The sequence below is a fragment of the Defluviitalea raffinosedens genome, assembly GCF_016908775.1.
Classification (GTDB): domain Bacteria; phylum Bacillota; class Clostridia; order Lachnospirales; family Defluviitaleaceae; genus Defluviitalea; species Defluviitalea raffinosedens.
This window is the reverse complement of record NZ_JAFBEP010000019.1, coordinates 28,471-51,890: the sequence shown is the minus strand read 5'-3', so window position 1 is coordinate 51,890 and position 23,420 is coordinate 28,471. Positions and strand designations below refer to the sequence as shown.

The window sequence follows — 23,420 nt, the reverse complement described above, 5'->3', positions numbered from 1 at the left end:
TCTGGAATATTTTACTTTTATACATAGACTAATGACACAGCATATATCCAGGAAGTATTATAAAATATAATAAAGCTGCTTGTTGTGATACCCTGAGTATCACAACAAGCAGCCGGGGAATAGGATCTATATAAGATGGTTTAATGAGATAGGGCTTATCTTAATACATGTTGATCGCCCAATCTCCATCAATTACAAACTCTGGATAGTCTATTAAAAGGTTGACTGCATCAGTTCCTTCTTTAAATTCTAAAGTTATGACGGCTTTACTTGCGTCGAATTTGCCTTCTGCTTTTTTAATATCACTGCTGTAAAAACCAAATGATCTTACATGCACCTTATCATTTGAGAGCGTATCTAATTCAAATTCAATACTTGCTGATGTTGAAGACAATCTTTTGATACTTTTAGCTTTAACTTTTTGGATTCCAAAATCAATTTCTTGATCTATAGATATTTCTCCTTCTTCTGGAACAGCTAATTTTAACTGCTCTTGTACAGCAGGATTTGAAGCAACGATAGCTGGCACTTTAAGGGTAAGTTCTGCATCTTTTGGTGCTTTTGTTTCAAATAGAGTTACCGGGCGACCTTTCGCATCTTTTGGAATATCCAATGAGTAACGCTTTCCAGATTGATCTTGCACATAAAGTGTCTCTGTATCTACACCTGTCGAAGAACTTCTTATGCCACCTTTCTCTAAATTCTCATACTCCGAAGAAACATCTGTATTTTTAGGTTTACCAAGCTTATCTAATTGCAATTTACTATCCTCAAATGCAGTAATGATTTGCAACATGCGTTTTCCATCTTTTTCAACAAACTTAGCACCCATGTTCACTCCTAAATCATTGTTGTCTGTTTCATCAGCTGCATAAATTTCGCTCTCTGAATCAAAGCTTGCTGCTGTATCCAATGAAACTTCATAGGTATTTCCTGCAATTTCAAACTTAAATTCTTTAAAAGGCTCAATATGATAATTTTCTTCTGTTTTATTGGCAAAGCTTAAGAAATACTTGTTGTTCTCGTCAACAGAATAACCCGCAGGGAAATAAACTATGTCCGGATTATCTTTAGGAATTATATAAATGTCTCCCAGTTCCTCAAAAGGTAAATCTGTAACCAATTCCATTTCCAGCTTTCCTTTTGACACCATAAAGCTATCTATAATAAAGTGTTCATCCAGTTTTCGGCTGTCTTTCAGATAATAAGCCTCTCCATTCACAATAGTATCATATACAGGTGTTTTGCCTAAAAATGATAAAACAGCCTTTGAAATATCTTTGGCATATAAACTTGAAACACTGACTGCTGCCAGACAAGCTGCTGCCACATATAAGCCTTTCTTTCTCCTTCTTATCTTTTTAGACTCAGAATTTAGTTTATCATGAGCTTTTTTATTTATACTTTCCATATCTATCTCTACTCCTTCCAATAATTTGTCGATTTCTTTTTCTACCAGATCATCGTCTAAACTATTGAGCAGGTTCATGAGTTTCTCTTCATTCATACCCTAACGCCTCCTTAATTATTTTTCTACCCCTTAAAAGCCTGTTATCTATAGCTGATCTGGATAGATTAAATGATTTGGCTAAATCGCTTATTTTCTCGCCAAAAAAATATCTCCTGAAAAACAATTCCTTATCAACTGGATTAAAAGAATTAATGATTTCAATAACCTTCTCCTGATCCTGCCTTAATAAGAATTGATTTTCAATGCTGTAGCTCGCCTCATCTTTCACATCTTCCAGGGCAATACTGTTTAGAAATGGCTTTTTGCGCCTGTATGTAAGTGCTTTATACTTTGTTAAAGTCAAAAGCCAAGTTCTGAAACTTCCTCGTTCTTCATCAAATTGGCCGATTTTAACCCATGCATCATAAAATACATCAGCCACACATTCTTCAATATCTTCCTTACCCATAGATGGTGACAAGATATGATAGGCTAAGCAATAAATGGTTTTTGTATATTTTTCAATCATATAGCTATAAGCGGATACGTCTTTTTCTTTAATTGCTTTCACAAGTGCACTTTGTGAATATTCCAATTTCATCACCTCCTGTGTCAAATTGGTCTTTCACTTATTACTACGCACTGTAATTTTAATTTCTCTCAACAAAAATATAAAAAATAATCCAACCCAATTAGGCAATATTAAAAGTCCTGCTTTTTAAAACAGGACTTTCATTTATAAAATTGTCAATTCATTTAGCTCACTTCATATTTTCCGGAAGATCACACAAGAATCCGGCATAAGGAAATTTATACAGCATAACCGTTGTACCAAATACATCTACTATTTTTCCTTCTGCTCTTCCAGCAATAGTCTGCTCAGCACCTTCAATCAGCTTTGTTATTAATTCCGGACCAACCGGAAACGAACCATGGGATGGATATATAGCGTCAAACTCATCTCTATACAGCAACAACTTCTTCAGGCTCTCAATATACCTCGCCATGTTTCTGCGTTCTTTAAACATGAAAATATTTCCATCCTGAATACTATCTCCTCCAATGAGTACTCTGTTATTTATATCCAGTACCGCTATACTGCCAGGTGTATGTCCAGGAATTGTAATGATCTTTAAAGTTCTGTTCCCAAGATCGATGATTTCATTATCTTTTACAGGCAAAATAGAACCTGTTCCTCCATGTGCCCTGTAATTCTCATCTTCATCAGGAGACATATAAAAAGATTCAAAGCTACCGTTCCCCGAAATATGATCCGGGTCGGCATGTGTATTGAGAAGCATGATAGGCAACTTTGTGGTACTCTCCCCAATTTCTTTTGCATTCGGTGTATTCATGCCACTGTCAATAAGCAACGCTTTTTCTTTTCCAGCAAGCAAAAAGAAGCGAACACCGCCATCTTCAATCCTCCAGGTCATATCATTTATCTGAATAACATCAGCCATTTGCATCACTCCAAACAGAAAATTCTCACATAACTATTTAATCCTTAATCTCTGTTAAGTTTTCGCCCTCGCATGAAACGTTCTATTTCCTCTGGTTTTAAATTTCGTGTGAAATTTGCAAGCTCATCCACTGGAGGTTCAACATTGCCTGCGTATTTACATTTAATTAAATAAGCCATGTTATTGGCAAGGTTCTTCAAAGTAAGAACTCCTTCAACATCTTTGTAAACATCTTCAGGAGTCGTTGCATAAATACCATTCCAATAACTCGAAGACACAACAGGCATTTGTGAAATTGTAAAGTATTTATTGAGCTGATCTAAAGCAGTAGTATTTCCGGAACGCCTGCAACATACAATAGCTGCGCCAAACTTCAGCCTTTTCACTTTAGAATCTGTGCTAAAAAACAATCTGTCACAAAATGATGTCACAGCACCACTTGCAGAAGCATAATGCACCGGTGAGCCTATAATAAGTCCGTCAGCTTGAGCTAAACTTTCTGCTACTTTATTGACCAGATCATCATTAAAGGCACATTTGCCATATGTATCGGGTTGTTTACATACTCTGCAGTCGATACATCCTCTGACTGGCTTTTTCCCAATCTGGAATATCTCAGAGTCTACTCGATTTAAAGCCAGTTGTTCTTTGAGAATACTAAGAGCAGTAAAAGTACATCCATTAGCGTTCGGACTGCCATTAATCATAATCACTTTCATACCTTTACCTCCTTAAATAGATGATATTAGTTAACTGTATAAAACATTAAATGGCCATTGATAATATTTTTAACTTCAACATTAGGTAAAATTTAGTGATCATTCAAACAGCTACAATGATTCATATAGTAATCATTATACAATACTTTTCTATAACATAACAGCCACTTAAAAGGTAGAACGTCAATCCGGATGCTTCATCCTGAATCGGTATTTTTTAAAATAATTTTGTTTTACACCTATAAATGTTATTTTTTTCTTGCAAATATTAACAAAATATTTTATAATTTTATTTACAACTTAATAATGAAAGAGAATCAAAAGTGAGGAGTGAGTTTATGCTGAAATCAAAACTAACTAAAGCTCTGCTTCTTATCATTGTATTTACTGTTGCACTCTACGGATGTAGTGGCAACAAGGAAAATACAGATAAGAGCAAAACTCCCGCGAATGAAGATTCGTCTTTTGCTGAACCTGTGGAGGCTACTCAATGGGAGTCTACCTATGGAGGTTCAATCACAATAGGAATAACTCAGGATTTGGATGGTCTTGACCCGCACAAAGCATTATCGGCAGGAACCAAAGAGGTTTTATTCAACATTTTTGAAGGCTTGGTGAAGTTTGATTCCAACGGAAACTTAATTCCGGCTGTGGCGGAAAGCTATCAGATTTCAAATGATGGAATGGTTTATACCTTTACCTTACGGGAAGGTGTAAAATTTCATGATGGCAGCCCTGTTACAGCTGATGATGTTGTATATTCCATAAAAAGAAGCGCCGGTATGCTTGAACCAAAAGATCCAACGGTTTTAGCAGAATCGGCGCTTTCTGTTATTTCTGATGTGATTGCAACCAGTGAAAAGACAATCGAAGTTCGCCTAAAGCAGGTCGATACCGAACTGCTTCCATACTTAACCTGTGCTATTGTACCAAAGGATTATGATGCATTGAATACACACCCTATCGGTACAGGTCCCTTTAGGTTTGTATCCTATACACCATTACAGAGCATAATCTTAGAAAAGAACACAGAATACTACAAAAAAGAATTGCCCTATCTTGACCAGGTTACTTTCAAAATATCCTCCAATACAGATGCTGCATTCATGGAGCTTCAGGCAGGAACCATAGACATTCTGCCATACATTACTGACGCCCAGGCTTCTCAGCTTCCAGAAGGCTATCATCTGGAATCGGGTCCCATGAATCTGATTCAGGGACTATTTATTAATAATAAGATTAAACCATTTGATAATAAACTGGTAAGACAAGCCCTATGCTACGCAGTGGATAGGCAGGCTGTCATTGATATGGTTGCCGGAGGACGAGGCAATGTCATTGGTACCAATATGTACCCGGAATTTAAAAAGTATTATGACGAAAGCCTTGTAAATGTTTATCCCTATGACCCCCAAAAGGCTAAGGAATTACTAAAAGAAGCAGGATATCCGAACGGTTTTCAGTTTACGATTATCGTTCCTTCCAATTATCAGTATCATATTGATACTGCCCAGGTGATTGCAGAACAGTTAAAACAGGTTGGTATCACAGCTCAAATCCAGCTGATGGAATGGTCCAGCTGGAAATCTGACGTCTATAAAGGCCGCAACTATGAGACAACCCTCGTAGGACTGGCAGCAGAACTGGCGCCCAGAAAGGCTTTAGATCGGTTCCGTTCGGACGCAGCAAACAATTTTATGAACTATACTAACCCAGAATTTGATGCCCTTTATAAACAGGGTGAAACAGAAACAAATGAAGAAAAGAAGATACAATTATACAAGAAAATGGAATCTATGCTTACCAACGATGCTGTTGCCGTATTTATTCAGGATCCCTATCAGATGACTGCAATAAGTGACAAACTAGGTGGGTATACTTATTATCCCATTTATGTTCAGGACATGTCACTGGTTTATTACAAAAAAGGATCTCAATCCAATTAATCAACTAAAACATTCTGCATGCACTATGAATCCATTTTATGTTTTCAGGAGGTGAAGGTTCAGATGAAATATACCGTAAAAAAATGCATCACACTCATCCTGTCCCTCTTTTTGGCTTCTGTTCTGACCTTCACTGCTTTTCAGATCATCCCGGGGGACAGTGCTCTAAATGCCCTTGGCATGGATGCTACAGAAGAACAGCTTAAAGCATACCGGGAACACTTCGGGCTAAATGATAGCCTCCCCACCCGTTACATCAATTGGTTAAAGGGTGCATTAAAAGGTGACTTTGGCTACTCATCCCAATACCAGATGCAGATAAAAGTCAGTACTTTAATAAAGGATCGGTTAACCGTTACGCTCTGGCTGGCGGGATTATCTTTTCTCCTTATTGTGGTTGTTTCCATCCCCCTTGGCATCTTATCTGCCAGAAAAAAGGATAGTATCCTGGATTCTTTTATTACACTGGTGACTCAGGTTTTTATGTCCGTACCTTCCTTTTTTTTGGCCATGATCCTTACACTGGTCTTTGGCATCCTTTTAAAATGGTTTACTCCGGGAAATTATACCCCTTTGGATGAGAATTTTGGAAACTTCTTACGGTTCATGATCTTTCCGGCCATTGCAATAGCCATTCCTAAAATCGCCATGATGGTTAAATTCTTAAAAAGTGCTTTATTAAAAGAAATGCAGCTTGATTATGTAAGAACAGCAAAAAGCAAGGGTATGACTAACATAAGAATCCTTTTTCAACATGTATTAAAGAATGCACTAATTCCGGTAATAACGTTTTTAGCCATGGTACTTGCCGATATTCTGGCAGGAACTATTCTTGTGGAACAGGTATTCAACCTGCCTGGGTTGGGCAGATTGCTCGTCGCATCCATTGCAAACAGAGATTATGCTGTTGTTCAGGCAATTATTCTTTATATTGTATCGGTAGTCATCATAATTAATTTCCTGGTCGACCTGATTTACCAATGGATTGATCCAAGACTCAGAAGCAATTAAACCAAAATATGCTGGAGGAAATGATGAAACTTAACAGAAAAAACGATCATTTTAATTACATACTCGGTCTTGCGATTACAACATTCATCCTTTTGGTTGTATTGATTGGATTTTTTTATACCCCATATGACCCGAACAAGATGAATGCCGCATTAAAAAACAGTCCCCCAAGTCTCACCCATCTATTGGGTACCGATAACTTTGGCAGGGATATCTTAAGCCGTGTCATGAAAGGAGCTGGCACCACCTATATCATAGCTGTAGCCATCGTATGTATTGGGGCAAGCTTAGGAACCATCCTTGGAGCTTTTACAGGATATTTCGGAGGATGGCTGGATGAAATACTAATGAGAGTAAATGATGTTCTCATCTCCTTCCCAAGCATTTTACTGGCACTGGTCTTTGTAAGTTTATTTGGCCCGGGAAGCTATAATATTATCTTTGCCTTAGGAATCATATTTGTTCCAAGTTTTGCCCGTGTGGTGCGAAGTGAATTTATTGTTCTGAAAGAAAGAGATTTTATCAGAAATGCAAAATTAATGGGAGCAAATAGTTTTCGCATTATGTTTGTCCATATCTTGCCAAATATAAAAAGGGTTCTGATTCCTTCCCTTTTGATTGGATTTAACAATGCTGTCCTTGCCGAAGCAGGACTAAGTTACTTAGGTCTTGGCGTCCAGCCACCCCAGGCAAGTCTTGGACGTATGCTGTCAGAAGCCCAAAGCTATCTTCTGGATTCCCCATGGTATGCCATAGCCCCCGGTGTAATGATCGTACTGACCGTACTCGGCTTCAGCCTCATCAGTGGAGGTATTGAGAATGAATACGAATGAAACACTTTTAAACATAAATAATCTATCCATTGGATTTGCGAAACGGGGAAAAGTGAATACTGTAGTGGATTCTGTCTCCCTGGGAGTTAAGAAAGGTGAAATTCTTGGAATCGTAGGAGAATCCGGTTCAGGAAAAAGCATAACTGCTCTGGCAACGATGGGACTCCTTCCTGACTCTGCAAAGATCCTAAGCGGCGGAATCTATTTCCTTGGAAATAATCTTTTAGCTATGAAAGAAAAGGAATTTCGCAAACTTCGTGGCAGCGAAATATCCATGGTTTTTCAGGATTCTATGACATCTTTTAATCCCCTGCTTACCGTAGGTACTCAGATAGAAGAAACATTAAGGCTTCATTCAAATTATGTGAAAGAGAAGTGTAAAGCCTTAACATTAGAGGCATTAAAAAAAGTGGGGTTGTCAAATCCTCACGAAATTTATCATATGTATCCTCACCAGCTCTCCGGCGGTATGCGACAACGAGCAATGATCGCCATGGCGATGATTGCCGGATCGAAACTAATCATTGCGGATGAACCTACAACAGCCCTTGACGTTACCACACAGGACAAAATACTTAGGTTGCTAAAAAAAATGAATGCGCAACATGGAACAAGTATTATCCTGATTTCCCATAATTTAAAAGTGATCCAAAGCATTTGCACCAGAGCAATTGTCATGAAGGACGGTAAAATTGAAGAATCTGGAACAGTAAAAAAATTATTTACCCATCCTGATACGGACTATACAAAGATGCTGATATCAGCAATTCCCATGCCATTTTCAGAATCCGATAGAAAACCATCTGAAACTTTCTTTATGGGTTCAAAAAAAAATAACAATGCAAATAGCAAGAACAGGACTCTCCCTGTAAATCATAAAAAAGAACAACCAGGAATCCTCACTATTCAGAATCTCAATGTTTTTTACTCCGAAAAAGCCCTTGGACTCTTTGGGAAAAAGACCAGAAAACAAGTCATTCACGATGTCTCTCTTTCCGTGAGCCAGGGAGAAACCTTCGGTATTGTCGGAGAAAGTGGAAGCGGAAAATCCACCCTGGTAAAGGCCATTGTGGGATTGAACAAAGAAATTGAGGGGACAATTAAAATCAATGATGTTGCCTTTATAGGGGATGCATCATCTGTATCCAAGCCTCAGATGGTGTTTCAGGACCCGTATGGAAGCCTAAATCCTACTAAAAAAATCAGCTGGATTCTAGAAGAGCCCCTAAGACTTCAAACGAAACTAAGTAAAACAGAACGAATGGCGAAAGTCCATGAAATCATCGAACAGGTAGGACTAACAACGAAACATCTGGAACGCTACCCCTCTCAATTAAGCGGCGGCCAAAGACAACGGGTAGCCATCGCAGCTGCACTCATTGTAAATCCTAAACTGGTTATTCTGGATGAACCTGTATCCTCTCTGGATGTTACCATCCAGGCACAAATACTGCAATTGCTAAAAGACTTACAAAAAAAGTACAACTTGACCTATCTATTCATTTCCCACGATCTAAACGTGATCTTTCAAATGTGCGACCGGGTTTGCGTGATTTATAAAGGTAAAATTGTAGAAATGAAGGAAGCCAGGGAATTATTTTACTATCCTCAGCATGACTATACAAAAGAACTGCTCAAATCTGCAATGATACAGGCAGAATTATAATCTGTTAAGTATTCTTTTAAAATCAAAAGGATTGGACTTGTGTCAATAGAGTAGACACAAGTCCAACCCTTTTATATATCGTTACATTAACTACACCATACTCACGACTCAGGTAAGAAACAAAATTACCTGCATTATGTAGATCAACTATCTGTTGTTTAAATTCTTCTGAATAACGATTACCGTTTTTGGACATTGTTTAACACACCTTTCTTTTGCCTATTGTATCGTGTTAAATTTTTCGTGTCCACTGTTATATACTAACACCAGGGCATTATTGCGTCTCTCCGCCAGATAGGCAAAATAATGAAACAGGAAGGATGGTTTCAAAGTACACTAAAGTTCAATTCCACCCAGAGAAAGATACCTGTAACGAGTCAAATACAGAAAATATCGTTAACATAAATTTTAACCAACAGCCATTTAGAAATATAGTCGTAAGTGATTTAACATATGTCTGAGTCGGTATGAGCTGGAACTATATATGTGTTTTATTGACCTCTTTAATAAGGAAATCATCGGTTATCGTGCCGGACCTAATAAAACAGCATTACTAGTAAAACAAACCTTTCAAACTGTTATTGACAATCTGAAGGATATCCAAATTTTTCATACACGCTATGGAACCGAATTCAAAAAACAGGTAATTGAGAAAACACTCAAATCTTTTGATATAACTTGATCAGTAAATCATAAAGAATACCCATATGATAATGCTGTCGTTGAAGCGACTTATAAAATCACAAAAACTGAGTTTGATTGTAATCATGCATTTTCAAATCTATATGAATTAAAATATAAACTAGCAAATTATGTTAAATAGTATAGCAATCGTCGAATTTTTTCTTCTCTGTTTAACTCCACGAGAATACCGAATGATTACCATTAAATTATCTAGAAAAATGTTGACACTCCATGTTAAAAAGAGTAAAACAGTAGCTACCTACGATAGCGTCCAACATTTGTTATTCCATTAAAAAATATTTTCCTAATAAAATATTACTTAACTAAATGACATTGATCATAAAGGAGCATATATTAATCATGTACTCCAATATTTATTATAAAAATTTTTTTAATCTAAAAATAATGTTAAAAAGTGTTGGAAAATAGCCTATTATTTGTTAAATTATATATATATATTGTTAAAATCCATAGAAAGGAAAGTGTTATGTTTAACATTGACTTTAATAAAATTAAAACTAACAATATGGCAGATATTTTGCCTCCACAAGACATATTTAGAGTACTTCCCTGCAAAAATAAAAAATATGAATTTCCAAGAGACGTGCAAACTGATGTATGGAAACAATGGTATGAATTAAGAAATCAGAAAGATATAGTTATTAAGATGAATACGGGAAGTGGAAAAACTGTTGTAGGATTATTAATACTAAAAAGTTGTCTAAATGAGGGAATTAGTCCTGCAGTTTATGTAGTACCAGACTCTTACTTAATTGAACAGGTTATTGAAGAGGGAAAAAGTTTAGGGATAGATGTGACAACTAATGAAGCTGATCTTAATTTTGTGAGAGGAAAAGCTATATTAGTTATAAATATTTTTAAACTGGTTAATGGGAAATCCATATTCGGAATGCGACGACCAGGAGAAAATATTTCTATTGGAAGTATATTAATCGATGATGTTCATGCTTGTTTGAATACGACTGAAAAACAATTTACAATTGAAATAGAGCGAAATGATCCAAAATATGATCTAATATTTTCTCTTTTTGAAGAAGAATTATATAAACAATCAAATATTAAGGCTTTAGAAATGAAAGACGGCATATCGGAAGTAGATATGCTAGTACCCTACTGGGCATGGATAGATAAAAATGATGATGTATTGAAAATTTTACATAATGATAGGGAGAATGCAAAAATTTTATTTAGTTGGCCACTTCTAAAAGACTCATTAAAGTTTTGCAATTGTGTTATTTCTACAAGGAAGATAGAAATATCTCCAAAAAGTATACCAATTCGTAAGATTACTTCTTTTGTAGATGCAAAAAGAAGAATATTTATGAGTGCTACACTAGCAGAAGACAGTCCTTTAATTTCACATTTCGATGTCAATCCTAAAAATATTAAAACTATTATTACTCCGCATACTGCTGAAGATATTGGAGATAGATTAATACTTGTACCACAGGAGATTAATCCTGAAATTACAGATGATGAGTTAAAAGTAAAATTCAAAGAATTATCAGCAACATATAATACTGTAGTTATTGTTCCATCAAAACATAGAGCTCAATACTGGGAAGATGTTGCAGATAAAATATTTGATTCTGAGACTATAGCGGAAGGAGTTCATGCCTTAAAAGCAAAGCATGTAGGACTAGTTGTTTTTGTTAATAGATACGATGGGATTGATTTACCAGAGGAAGCTTGTAGAATTTTAGTTATAGATGGTTTTCCTGATGTAAGAAGAAGTTATGATAAACTTGAGCATTCCATTCTTCACGGAAGCAGACGACTTTTAAACCAATGTATTCAGAAAATAGAGCAAGGTATGGGTAGAGGAGTACGTTCTAACACAGATTATTGTGTTATATTTATGATGGGGAGAACTTTAACTAATATAATATATGCTGATAAGGCTCTCGAAAAATTTAGTATTGCGACTAGAAAGCAAATAGAGCTATCAGAAGAAATTGCGAAGCAAGTCAGAAATAGAAGTATAGATGATATTATTTCTGTAGCAAATTATTGTTTAACTAGAAATCCTGATTGGGTTAATGCAAGCAAAAGTGCTTTATATAATATAAAATATGAAAAAAGAGGTACAATTGATCCTATTATTTTAGGTATCAGAGACAGTTTTAATTTATGCCAAATAGGTAATTATAAAGAGGCTGCTAATATACTTAACAATTTAGCACATCAACAATCTGACGATTATGTGAAAGGATGGTTATTACAGCAAACAGCAGAATATTATCATTTTATCGATAAAGTTGAATCCCAAAATATTCTTAAATCTGCACTTAAATATAATGTTCAAATTATTAAACCTATAGAAGGCATACAATATGATAAAAAATTAAAAAGATATAAAGCACAAGGGGAACAATTCATAATTAACATGGATGAAAGAAAGCTTGATGAAAATAAGTTTATTCTAAAAATCAAGGATTTACTTGATAAACTTATTTTTAAACCTGATACAGCAAACATCTTTGAAGAAGCTTTAAAAGAAATTGGATTCTATATAGGATTTACAGGGAGACGACCTGAAAATGAAGTTGGTAAAGGACCAGATGTATTGTGGAGAGTTGGAGAACTTGAATTTTTAGTTATTGAGTGTAAAAATGGCGTTACAACTGACGTAATATCTAAACATGACTGTAATCAAATGAACGGATCAATAAATTGGTTTAAAAGTCTTTATGACGAAGTTAGTTGTCAACAAACACCGATAATTGTGCACAAAGGCAATGTATTTGAATACTCTTGTTCGCCTGATGATCGAATACGTATTATGAATGAGTGTTTGCTAAGTAAATTAAAACAAAATATTGAAATTTTCGCCAAAAATGTAGTACAGAATGGAAATTATAGAAATCCAGCTAACATTAATAAGTTGTTAGAAGCATGTAGCTTACAAAGACAGGAGTTTGTGAAAAATTATACAACTAAATTTATAGTGAAAAATGCAGGTATATAAAAAATGAACTATTCTAATAAATAAGTTAGGCACATAAAAGTGTGAGATTCCTTTGTTTTATAGTTTTTTGTCTAACCAATAGTCTTAAGTAAATTCACAGTAATCCCAAAAATATATAAGTTTTGAGTCTGTAATAAATTTTAGAGGGTGTAAATAATTTTCTGTTTTTGAGATTCATCATCTCAAACTTGGGCAAGAATTTAATTTAAATCTATATATGTTTTATACTCTTAATATTGCCAAAATTATCTTATCATATGCATGAATAGGATTAATTTTGAGTGTATGAAGAAAAGTCTGTAAATGTAGATCTTCTATGATAATTAATGAGCCTGAAGGCTTCCAAAGGCTTTCAGGCACTGTTTTTTATTTATAGCATTTAAATTATTGCATGTCAACAACAGGCGAATATCTTACCTGTAAAATTTAGGAATATGTTGTAATCAATTAAAGCAAACGTCCTTCATACATAATGCTTAACTCGCCATAAACCTGCCCCCAGTTCCTTAAGGGTTTAGTCCATTTCTTAGTAGCTTCAAACGTTGATAGATACAGGGCTTTTAATAGCGTCGTATCACTTGGAAATACACTTCTTTGACGATTGAGTTTTCGGTAAGTAGCTTTCAGGCTTTCTATTGCATTTGTGGTATGGACTTCTACAGAAAACTTAAAAATAGGACTAATAGCATCCCAATGCTGTTTCCAGCCTTTCATAGAGTTTGGATATTTTCCTTCCCATTTCTCTGTAACCTTATCTAATGCAACCAGTGCCTTTTCTTCAGTCGGAGCTTGATAAATGGTCTTTAAATCTGTGCAAAATGGTTTTCTGTACTTTTCAGCAACATATTTCATAGTATTTCTTACTTGATGAACAATAAACGCTGATACTCTGTTTTGGGGAATGCTGTGACTATAGCTTCCTTAATTCCTGTTAATCCATCTGCACAGATAATCAAAATATCCTGAACTCCTCGATTCTTTAACCCATTAAGAACTGTCAGCCAGTACTTTGAGCTTTCGTTTTCGCCTACTTTAATGGTTAACACTTCTTTGTACTCATCCAGGTTAATACCAAAAATCACATATGCTGCAAGTTTACGAATACTACCATTGTCACGAACAGAGTAATAAATTGCATCAAGGAATAGTACTGGATATGTCTCTGAAATGGGCCGATTCTACCATTCTTCAATTTGTGGCATGATTTTATCAATAACATCTTAAAGCCTTCGGAGACCTCAAACCCGTATATGTCTTCTAAAGTATCGGAAATCTGCCTTGTAGTCATGCCTTTGCATACATGGACATACTTTTTTAATCAATATCAAATAATCAAATATATCTTTTTGGCGTTTTTTAACGATTTGTGCTTCAAAAGCAGACTTACGGTCCTGAGGAACCTAAATATCCATGCTTCCATAACTACTGTTAATTCTCTTTGATTTGTAGCCATTACAACAACCATCATTGTCTGAACATTCTGTTTTTTAATAACCAAGATGATGTTCCATTTCTGCTTCCATCATTTCTTTTATGGTACCACCGTGTAGATCCTTAAGCGCTTCCCGAATACTTTAAGCAGTCTTAATATCGTACTCCTATAGGAGTTGATAAATTATGTTTCGTTTCCCTTCTATCATCTGTACTTTGTGTATAGGTTTTTTTTCTCTTGCCATAAAATTAGGCCTCCTTATGATTTTATATTTTATCATAGAAGACCTAATAATTCTTTATTTGCAGAAAAAATTTCATAGACTCATAAAAAGGAGCTGTCGATTAGCGATTTTTATAATCGCTAATGCGACAACCCCTTAATTCTGATTAGTATCATACTTCTCCTTCAGAAAATTTTTCCATATTTTAATAATTCTAATCTAACCCTATATCATTATAAGCTATAGCATACTATCTTCATACATTATTCCCCAGCAAGCAGCTTCCAAACAGCTTTATAATCCTTCCCAGTGAGAAATGAATCTTTATGTCGTAAATTATCCCAATCTTTTATTGATAAAGACTTAATAAATTCACGCGCTTCTTGAACAGTATACTTTTTAGCTACCTTGGAATATTCTTCTCCTATTTGGTGTGAGATACTTCTCGGTACAGCATTCATTCTCATTAAAACTGCCTCTGAAGTTTTAACCCCATGATAAATCATAGCAGGAAGAGAATTTAATTCGCGTTTCTGCTCATCTGAGAGTGCATCAAAATCAATCCCTGATAGTTTAGTTATAACTGATAATCCCCATGTTCCACAATTAGCAATATGCTTATTTATTGCTTTACAAGCATTTGTTATTTTTTGAGTATCACCTTCACCTCTAAAATAATTAATTGCTATTTCTTTAATTGATTTTCCTAAAACCCAATCAGTTGTAATTGCAGCAATCCTTTTATGATCCACCCCATCTCCTGTAATTTCTGTTAATTGTTTTAATTGTGGTAATTTTAGCATTATCCCATATAACGTTGCTAATTCCCCCTCATTCCCAAAAATACTTTGTGACTTCAAACGATCAAAAGTTAATTCTTTTTTTAGGTTTTTCACCTCATTTAGAGTAGCATAAATACTTTCTGGCGAAAAACCCGTTTGATCTGCCATTGATACAATGTACGAAGGATATCCTTTTAGCTTTGCTGCATATTCTCGTGTTACATCAAGTAAAACCTTGGCTTTTATTTCTCCATCTTTTGATGATTTCATCATATTATAGCCATACGTATTGCGTAATAATTGTTCTGTATCAGAAATAACCTCATCAAGAGACGCTTTTTCATTACACATATGTGCTATATAACAACGAAAATCTGTCCATTCTTCATTATATATTGCAGTCTTCAAATCAAAAAGCTTACCTGCATCATATAACTCATTGATCATTGATACTAATCTGGAAATTAGTTCTCCTGTTTTCATACTTACAAAAGTCTCTATCTTGGCTTCATCATTTTCACATGCGATACCTACTACACCTACACTACTATGTCCAACTCTTCCTACTCTTCCAGCTAAATTCCAAAACTCTCTTGGTTTCATTTCTCTGCTATAGCGATTTGTGGAAAGGTAGATGCTTTGCATAAAAACAGATGAAACCGGGAAATTTATACCTTGCGCCACTGTCGTTGTTGCACACAACACCTTCAATAATCCTTCTTCGGCAAGCCATTCTATTAACTGCTTTGCTTCATCTGGAAGTCCAGCATTATGAACTCCAACACCTTTAGATAACATTTCTACCAATTCAAAATCGGGACTTATTTCTGACTTTAAGTAGTTTTGGACTAGTACTATCTCTTCTGGTATCGGGTTTAAAATATCAAACTCATCACTAATTTTTCTAGCCATTTTCCAAGAATCCTCAATTGTTCTGCCTATAGCCAAGCTAGTTCCTCTTTCGCACATCGTTTTTGCCATAGCTGCTGTTAACATAGTCTTATTAACTTTTGATTGTGGTATCCCAAAATGTTTATTCCCAGGAATTGAATATTCCCCATTTAAATTTATTGTCTTAGGAGTGGTAGTTAATGTCTTAAAATTAATTATCCAATTCCCTTTAACTCCATCATTAATAATTGACTTTTTATACATTCCAATTATTCGTTCATTGGGTTGCCATGGTGTACTTCCTATACTAATAGACTTTCCAGAACTAATATCTGAAGACAACCATTTTGATAAAGTTGCGGCATTTTCAACATAAGGCATTAGTAATAAAAAATTTGCTGTAGGACAATCAGATTTTACAGTTGCAAGAAGAAACTCTATCCTTAAACCTCTTTCATCATCTTCTATATTATGCGCCTCATCCATCACTATTAAAGCTAAAGGTCTAGGTACTTTTTTATTTCGAATAATTAAATTCAGCTTTTCTGGTGTAGCTACTAATACATCAAATGAACGGTCTTTATCTGATAACATATTCTCTTCAAATGTATCTATTTCAACTGCTGCTGACAATTGTTCTACTCTAATTTTTGAATCAAAATCTTTTCTTAGTTTACGTGTAATTTGTGACACCAATGCCTTTGTAGGAACAACATAAGCAACCCACCCTTTATCAGCCTCAAACTGATTAAGTGCTTGAAGCATTTTAAATTCGGCTAACAAAGTCTTACCACCTGATGTCGGCATTTCAACAGCAATAGCAGTTGAAGCTTGGTCAAGTAATCCTTGCTCGCGAATTGCAGCTTTTTGAGGAGGTAACATTTCAAATAAAGAACGATTTCTTGTTACATATCTTACAAAATCTGTAGTTCTCGAATTAATGGTACGAGAAATCCACCATATTGAACTTTCAATCATCTGCTTTGAAGCACAATATAACCAATTTAAAATCATTTCTAATTCAGAATCGCCGCTCAAAGATGCGCTTTCAATTGCAGCCTCAAAATGTTTATCCAATTGAGTCGTAATATTTGAAGGTTCTCCCTGCGTTATATATAAAGAAAGTAACTCTGTACATTTCGCCCAATGATAGATTGAAATAAGCCGTAAAGCATAAGACTGCTTAAACTTATCTTTAGACTCTAAAAAATTTCTTTCAAATAGTGCTTGTTCATTTCTTAATTTAATTATATGCGACTGTATCTCATGCATCTCTTCCCAATTCTTTTTAGTGAACAATAGCACCCAACATTTATATAAAGAAGAAAGTAAATAAATATCCCACTCTTGTCCTTGAGGATTGTAGTTATTTTTCATAATCATCTCATTATTCTCTGCATACCATCTTCTCAAATCACTCCAACGCTCACCACAATATGCTATTGATGAAATATGCAATACAAAAAATATTTTTTGCTGATAGTTATCTGGAATTTCCATTGCACGATATAACTCATAGGCCTTCCATGATGCAGCAATAAATAATCCTCGATCCAAATTTGCTTCTGTAGGATTAATTATACTACCAATATTTTCGATAGCTGCTATCTCGTAAGCACTAATAATCTTACGAATTTGCATTTTTAATTGATTAGAAGTAACATAATTAAACCCTAGCTGCTTTCCAACAGATTTTTGTACAATAATTTTTTCAATCTCAGAAAAGCAATGATCCCGAACATTTTTAGGTATTGCAGATACCGCCCAATGCTGCTCAAGTCGATATAAATCTTCATTTTTTAGCACTAAATCTAACCCTCCTTTCATGTTCGTTTTCCATTACAGATACAAATTTTGAAATTGCATCTTGAGGCAAATATATTGCTGTAAGATATACTTGCCGACCATTTATACAATAAGAAGCTAAAGATTTAGCTCTTTCAGATAGATCTTTTTTATTCGGATCCACATCTCTTACAAGTACTCCAAATATATGTACATTGAAATTGTTAATATGATAATTATAAAAAGCTTTTTGATACATATCCCAATACTTAGTATTCTTTAGTCTAAATCCCAAATATTTTATTAGTGTAATGATAGTTTCTTCTTCTGTACAAAGTTCTTCTAATTGTTTTTTCAAACCGTCTGGACCATACGTTACACTAGGTGGATATTTTTTTTGTGAAGAAGTTTTAATTTCTCCAAATAAAAAAAATACAGAATTATTATGACTGTGTAGTCCTACAATATCAGCTCCAGGCAAACTTGATCCTGGCTTTTTTGTATCTCTATTAATATTCCATGGTAAATAAGAATGATAATTATCTTCAATATATGTTTGGGCATAAGCTTCCCCAATTTCCCAATTAGTAATTTTATCATTACATGAGAAAACAGACAATAAAGATTCTTTATTAAAACCTGTATCAGATAAACCTTGTAAAATTGAATCTATTAAATCATTAATACCATGAATATCATAAACTTTATTGTATACCTCATTAGTCAAAGCATTCCTCATTTCTTCTATAGTATGAGATACACCTAATGCAATAACTTTAGGATTATTAATCCTATACTCTATTTTCCCAAAAGCAACTGACAAATTATCTCCCCCATTACAAATAATTAACAATAATATACAATATAATAAAATAAATTACAATAATTAGTTAAATTTGTCGTAGATACTCTACTCATTATAATAAATAACTTATGTTTTTTTTGAATTGAAATAAGACTTTTTGTTTTATTTTGAGCTGGACTTGTTTCAATAGAGTAGACACAAAAAGTTTAATTTGTTAGATAACAACTTCATGTATAGCCTGAGGAGTTACATCATTAATTGAACTATGAATCCTTTTACGGTTATACCAAGATTCGATAAATTCAAAAATTTTCTTACGTGCAGCATTATATCATAGTATTTATTATGGTTAATTTCTTCTTTCTTGAGGATAGAATGGAAAAATTCAATACATACATTATCATAAAGATTTCCTTTACGACTAAAGGAATGTATGATTTCCTTCTTTAAGATTAACTCTTGAAATTTTAGCTGGTGTACTACGTTCCCAGATCTCTGTGTGAAATAATTCCTTTTGCATTTTTAGTATTCAAACAGGCATTTTCTAATGACTTAATTGCTAATTCGGTAGTCATTGAAGTGTTATATGCATAACTAATAATTTTTCTACTATAAAAATCCATGACTGAAGCCAGATAAGTCCATCCATTTTTGATAAAATAAATAAAAGAATGTCAGTACACCACTTTTGGTTTATCCCTTTAGCTTTAAAATCTCTGTTTAAAAGGTTTTCTTTTTCTTCTGCACTTGATTTTGAAGAATTTGGACGATACTTTTTTACAACGATTGAACGTAATCCCTTAGAAGACATATAACGTTGTACTCATTTTAAATTTATATTTTTACCGCTTACTTTAAGTGCTTTATATCTCTTTGGGGCTCCGTAGTGACATTTGTTGTCCATATAAATCTTGCAGATTTCTGCCTTTAGGTTATCGGCTTCCATATGTCGTTTTGACGGTACAGCAAGAAGAGCCATATAATAAGTATTTATGGGAAATTCTAAGGCTTTGCATATAAGCTTTATGTATATTTTGATTTGTATTTTTCGATGAAGGTAACGATTTCTTTTATCGTTTTCTTGCGAATATGGCGGTAGCTTTTTTTAATATTTTATTTTCCATTTCAAGCTCAACAATACATTTTTTAATTTATCGTATTCCTTAGAAGTGATTTCTTCCTTATTAGATAATTTGATTGGAGATAACTCTTCAATTCATTTATATATCGTTACATTTGCTACGCCATACTCACAACTCAGGTAAGAAACTAAATTACCTGCTTTGTACAGATCAACAACTATCTGTTGTTTAAATTCTTCTGAATAACGATTACCATTTTTGGACATTGCTTAACAACCTTTATTGTGCTTATTGTATCGTGTTAAACTTTTCGTATCCACTGTTATATACTAACACCAGATATTCGATTATCATTAATTGTTATTTTTTAACTTGTTATTTATTATTTTAATATTCCTTCCATCCCATTTCATTTTTCATTCATAATTTAAAACTACATTCTTTTCAAATACTCTTGCTATGCCATTTCATAGCAACTTCTATAAACCTTTTGTATATATAGGGCGTTAAAAATAAAAACCTATATTTACATATGGAATCTCAACTATGCAAAGGTAAAATTACATGTAGAATCAAATAAAAACATGGCATATCATTAAACTTTAGATATACCATGTTCCTTATAATTTTCTATATTTCTATCAATCTGCAAAGTTTCTATTGAATTAATAATTCTAACTTACTACTACTGTTTCCTCTATGAATTCTTCAAAACTATCAATTTCTTCAAATTCTACTTCAGTACCTAAAGCCTCAAAGTGTTTCTTCCCGCATTCAATTTTAGCTCTTTCTGTTGGTCTTAAGGCATCAAACATCGTATCAGCTTTGGTTTCCAGTACAAAGTACAGTTTATCCTTGCCATCCGTATCGATTAGTACAGCCCAGTCAGGATTATAGCTGCCTAAGGGAGTGGGGATGGTAAACCAGCCGGGAAGTTTTGCATACAACTTAACTTTGCTATTGTTTTCAAAGCTTCTGGCAAATTTCTCTTCGTTGGCACTATCATATACTACATATTCGTATACCGATTTTTTACTTTCCATCATATTTTTGGACAAATAGCCGATAAGTTCTTTGTCCTTACTTTCAAATAGTTCTTGTGCGTAATATTCGTCATCACCTAGCTTAGTGTATTTAATACCATCAACTATCATTAACCTCATTTTAGCAATGATGATTTGTGCTACCTGCTCCATATACTTTTGAGGGTTCTTCTTAAAAAGGTGGAGAGTATTACTTCTTATCAGTATCTCCACAATAGTTTTTCTTGTTAAATTGGTTTCATTCTGAAGATAGGCAATGATATCAGGTAGATTTTCCTGTTTGTTATCCAAAGCAACAGCATATCTATCTGATTCTTCCGCCACAACGCCACCGGCACTAATATCAAGCCCTGCTTTCGTATATATAAGCTTTGGAGAACTTATAAATAAGCTTTTCTGCATCTCTCTACAACATTCATCTATTAGCTTTTCACTATCAAAATCTACAGAATAGGTAGTTTTGTATTTAATCCTATCCCATAACTCTTTAAACTCAGGGTCAAGATATACCTGCTTATTAAGCTTAATAGCTTTTTTATCGTTATTGTTCTTGATATTAAGTCCGCTACATACTTTTCTGGCAAGAGCCGTAATCTCTGCTTTTACATATTCATAATCTTCTGGTATATTTAGCTTGTTGTCTTTTATATCAATTTTCAGCTTGTCCTGCACTTTACCTGTTTCATCAATATAGCCATTATCTAAAAATGCTTTGAATATGGCTTCCGAAGCTTCCTGTCCTAAATACTTTATGCTTCCATCCTCTTGTTTTACTAGGATATTGGCAAATAAATGTGTTTCAATAATGCCAAATCGTATGCCGCTTTCAGTTTCGTATTCTTTCTGGAGTTTAGCTGCAAATTCCTCATAGCTTTCATTAGCGATAACCGTCAATGTGTTTATAAAAGAACCATACTGGCGTTCTCCTTCCTGATTAACACAAAGACGCAAACCACGACCAATCTCTTGACGCTTTTTAACCTCGCTCTGTGTTTCATTTAGGGTACATATCTGAAACACATTGGGGTTATCCCAACCTTCACGTAATGCTGAGTGTGAGAAAATAAATCTAAGTTTAGTATCAAAGGATAAAAGGCGCTCCTTGTCTTTCATAATCAAGTTATAAGTATCCTCATCATCTCGCGTAGAACCATTAGTGTCTTTTAAAACACCTTTTCTATCTGCTGAAAAGTATCCATTGTGGACTTCTTCAGCGGCGGTATCTAAATCAATATCTTTAAACAGCGTATTATACTTAGGCAGTCTTATGAGGTCGTTATAGTGTTTTTCAAAGAGCTTTGCATAGATACCCTTTTGAGGATTCCCATTTTCATCATAGTAGCGATAATTTGCCACACGGTCTATAAAGAACAGGCTCAGCACTTTTATTCCCAGCTTGTTTAATACCAGTTCTTTATCTAAGTGCTCCTCTATTGTCTTTCTAATCTGCTGTTCTTTTATGGCCAGGTCGTCCACATCTCCTATAGGTTTACCTATACGTAAAATATCCGGCTTACTTGTAAAGGCAACATATTCATTCCCAACTTCGCAATAAATTTCGCTAATAATGTATCCTTCATAGACATCACGCCCTCCGGATTTTTCATAAAGGTCATCTCCACGCTTAACTGTTACCGCTTTCCGTTTAACCACACCTTTTCTATCTTTGACATCCATCTCTATTTTGGCTGTTATAGGAGATTTTTTATTGTCTACAGATAAAAGCTTCAAGTAGGCTTTATTGTGGTAGTCTTTAGTTGTAAACCCAGCAACTTCTATCTGTTTAACCAAACCCAAATTATAACTATCTACTGCATCCAGCTTATAAACCAGGTTGTGCCTTTCCACATGGGTTGCTGAGTAACGTAATATACATAAAGGATTTAGAGATTTAATAGCCTCTTTGGCTTTAGGAGTCGTGTCTACAGATTGTGGCTCGTCTATAATAACGATGGGTCTGGTCTCCTGAATAAGCTCAATAGGCTTCATACCGTTTAACCTGTCATTTGTCCTATGAATAATATTGGCCTTATTTTCCTTAGTAGGGTCTGTAAAACTCTTCCTAAAAGCGTCAATGTTTATAACCATAATCTCAATATTATCGCTCACCGCAAAGCTTCTTACCTGTTCCAGCTTGCTGCTGTCATATATGAAGTAGTGGTAAATTGTATTATCATATAATTCCTTAAAATGTTCCTCTGTAATCTGTAAGGTTTTATACACACCTTCTTTAATGGCAATGCTGGGAACAACAATAATAAACTTGGAAAACCCATAGTTTTTATGGAGTTCAAAAATTGTCCTTAAATAAACATAGGTCTTACCTGTACCGGTTTCCATCTCTATATCAAAATCATACTCGCCGGCTTTTAGATACTTTGTTTGTGGCAGGCCATTTCTAAGCTGAACTTCTTGTAAATTCTTAAGTATTTCTTCTTCATCCAGTTCAAGCCTGTTGCCTATACCGTTTTCTGTATCAAACAGGCCTATTTGTCCATTATAAGCTGATACGGTAAAATTAGTATGCATAGGCGTTTGGCCTCTAAACAAATCCACAACGGAAGCTATGGCCTGCTGTTGGTATTCTAGGTTTTTATCAAATTTCAGCTTCATTTT

At 34.5% G+C, this 23,420-nt stretch carries 14 protein-coding genes and 1 pseudogene; 5 read left to right on the top strand and 10 right to left on the bottom strand.

Annotation, left to right across the window (positions count from 1 at the left end; all coding sequences use genetic code 11):
• Nucleotides 1-160: 160 nt before the first annotated feature.
• From JOD07_RS12225 to JOD07_RS12210, 4 genes are all read right to left on the bottom strand, one after another.
• Nucleotides 161-1,507 carry a hypothetical protein gene (locus JOD07_RS12225; RefSeq protein WP_204614150.1) on the bottom strand — a complete coding sequence of 449 codons (1,347 nt, stop codon included), beginning with the start codon at nt 1,505-1,507 and terminating at the stop codon, nt 161-163.
• Nucleotides 1,500-2,021: a sigma-70 family RNA polymerase sigma factor gene (locus JOD07_RS12220; protein WP_330636308.1), complete on the bottom strand. Its 522-nt coding sequence runs from the start codon at nt 2,019-2,021 to the stop codon at nt 1,500-1,502. The genes JOD07_RS12225 and JOD07_RS12220 overlap by 8 nt, the downstream gene beginning before the upstream one ends.
• Before the next feature lie 190 nt (nt 2,022-2,211).
• Nucleotides 2,212-2,913: an MBL fold metallo-hydrolase gene (locus tag JOD07_RS12215; protein WP_204614149.1), complete on the bottom strand. Its 702-nt coding sequence runs from the start codon at nt 2,911-2,913 to the stop codon at nt 2,212-2,214.
• A 44-nt stretch (nt 2,914-2,957) separates the two neighbouring features.
• A complete protein-coding gene (locus JOD07_RS12210; protein ID WP_158741623.1) occupies nt 2,958-3,632 on the bottom strand; it encodes a flavodoxin family protein in 675 nt (224 codons plus the stop codon).
• 338 nt (nt 3,633-3,970) lie between these two features.
• Here JOD07_RS12210 and JOD07_RS12205 point away from each other — a divergent pair, with 338 nt between their 5' ends.
• The 5 genes from JOD07_RS12205 (at nt 3,971) to JOD07_RS12180 (ending at nt 12,761) form a co-directional block, all read left to right on the top strand.
• A complete protein-coding gene (locus JOD07_RS12205; RefSeq protein ID WP_243429319.1) occupies nt 3,971-5,578 on the top strand; it encodes an ABC transporter substrate-binding protein in 1,608 nt (535 codons plus the stop codon).
• Nucleotides 5,579-5,641: 63 nt separating this feature from the next.
• Nucleotides 5,642-6,589 (top strand): ABC transporter permease, encoded by a 948-nt coding sequence (locus tag JOD07_RS12200; protein ID WP_204614148.1) that lies wholly within the window; start codon nt 5,642-5,644, stop codon nt 6,587-6,589.
• A gap of 23 nt (nt 6,590-6,612) precedes the next feature.
• The gene (locus JOD07_RS12195) at nt 6,613-7,422 is read left to right on the top strand and encodes an ABC transporter permease (protein WP_204614147.1); all 810 of its coding nucleotides are present in this window, start codon (nt 6,613-6,615) and stop codon (nt 7,420-7,422) included.
• Complete coding sequence (locus JOD07_RS12190; RefSeq protein WP_204614146.1) at nt 7,409-9,088, top strand: dipeptide ABC transporter ATP-binding protein; 1,680 nt, start codon at nt 7,409-7,411, stop codon at nt 9,086-9,088. Before JOD07_RS12195 ends, JOD07_RS12190 begins: the two co-directional genes overlap by 14 nt.
• 1,171 nt (nt 9,089-10,259) lie before the next feature.
• Nucleotides 10,260-12,761, top strand: a complete 2,502-nt coding sequence (locus JOD07_RS12180) for a DEAD/DEAH box helicase family protein (RefSeq protein WP_204614143.1) — start codon at nt 10,260-10,262, stop codon at nt 12,759-12,761.
• A 447-nt stretch (nt 12,762-13,208) separates the two neighbouring features.
• On the opposite strand, the pseudogene JOD07_RS15495 reads toward JOD07_RS12180, so the two are convergent.
• The 6 genes and pseudogenes from JOD07_RS15495 to JOD07_RS12155 form a co-directional block, all read right to left on the bottom strand.
• Nucleotides 13,209-13,894, bottom strand: a pseudogene (locus JOD07_RS15495) (IS256 family transposase).
• Nucleotides 13,895-14,679: 785 nt separating this feature from the next.
• Nucleotides 14,680-17,895 carry a DEAD/DEAH box helicase gene (locus JOD07_RS12170; protein WP_204614142.1) on the bottom strand — a complete coding sequence of 1,072 codons (3,216 nt, stop codon included), beginning with the start codon at nt 17,893-17,895 and terminating at the stop codon, nt 14,680-14,682.
• Nucleotides 17,882-18,697 carry a hypothetical protein gene (locus JOD07_RS12165; protein WP_204614138.1) on the bottom strand — a complete coding sequence of 272 codons (816 nt, stop codon included), beginning with the start codon at nt 18,695-18,697 and terminating at the stop codon, nt 17,882-17,884. The genes JOD07_RS12170 and JOD07_RS12165 overlap by 14 nt, the downstream gene beginning before the upstream one ends.
• Nucleotides 18,698-19,158: 461 nt before the next feature.
• Nucleotides 19,159-19,302: a hypothetical protein gene (locus JOD07_RS15930; protein WP_334299662.1), complete on the bottom strand. Its 144-nt coding sequence runs from the start codon at nt 19,300-19,302 to the stop codon at nt 19,159-19,161.
• Nucleotides 19,251-19,490, bottom strand: a complete 240-nt coding sequence (locus JOD07_RS15490; protein ID WP_243429318.1) for a hypothetical protein — start codon at nt 19,488-19,490, stop codon at nt 19,251-19,253. The genes JOD07_RS15930 and JOD07_RS15490 overlap by 52 nt, the downstream gene beginning before the upstream one ends.
• Nucleotides 19,491-20,435: 945 nt before the next feature.
• A complete protein-coding gene (locus JOD07_RS12155; RefSeq protein WP_204614137.1) occupies nt 20,436-23,417 on the bottom strand; it encodes a type III restriction-modification system endonuclease in 2,982 nt (993 codons plus the stop codon).
• Nucleotides 23,418-23,420: the final 3 nt, after the last annotated feature.

Bases quoted from the DNA above. Each gene is read 5' to 3' on its own strand.
- JOD07_RS12190 (WP_204614146.1), top strand. From the start codon at position 7,409: ATGAATACGAATGAAACACTTTTAAACATAAATAATCTATCCATTGGA.
- JOD07_RS15930 (WP_334299662.1), bottom strand. From the start codon at position 19,302: ATGGATTTTTATAGTAGAAAAATTATTAGTTATGCATATAACACTTCA.
- JOD07_RS12180 (WP_204614143.1), top strand. From the start codon at position 10,260: ATGTTTAACATTGACTTTAATAAAATTAAAACTAACAATATGGCAGAT.
- JOD07_RS12155 (WP_204614137.1), bottom strand. From the start codon at position 23,417: ATGAAGCTGAAATTTGATAAAAACCTAGAATACCAACAGCAGGCCATA.
- JOD07_RS15490 (WP_243429318.1), bottom strand. From the start codon at position 19,490: ATGTCTTCTAAGGGATTACGTTCAATCGTTGTAAAAAAGTATCGTCCA.
- JOD07_RS12225 (WP_204614150.1), bottom strand. From the start codon at position 1,507: ATGAATGAAGAGAAACTCATGAACCTGCTCAATAGTTTAGACGATGAT.
- JOD07_RS12210 (WP_158741623.1), bottom strand. From the start codon at position 3,632: ATGAAAGTGATTATGATTAATGGCAGTCCGAACGCTAATGGATGTACT.
- JOD07_RS12205 (WP_243429319.1), top strand. From the start codon at position 3,971: ATGCTGAAATCAAAACTAACTAAAGCTCTGCTTCTTATCATTGTATTT.
- JOD07_RS12215 (WP_204614149.1), bottom strand. From the start codon at position 2,913: ATGGCTGATGTTATTCAGATAAATGATATGACCTGGAGGATTGAAGAT.
- JOD07_RS12200 (WP_204614148.1), top strand. From the start codon at position 5,642: ATGAAATATACCGTAAAAAAATGCATCACACTCATCCTGTCCCTCTTT.
- JOD07_RS12195 (WP_204614147.1), top strand. From the start codon at position 6,613: ATGAAACTTAACAGAAAAAACGATCATTTTAATTACATACTCGGTCTT.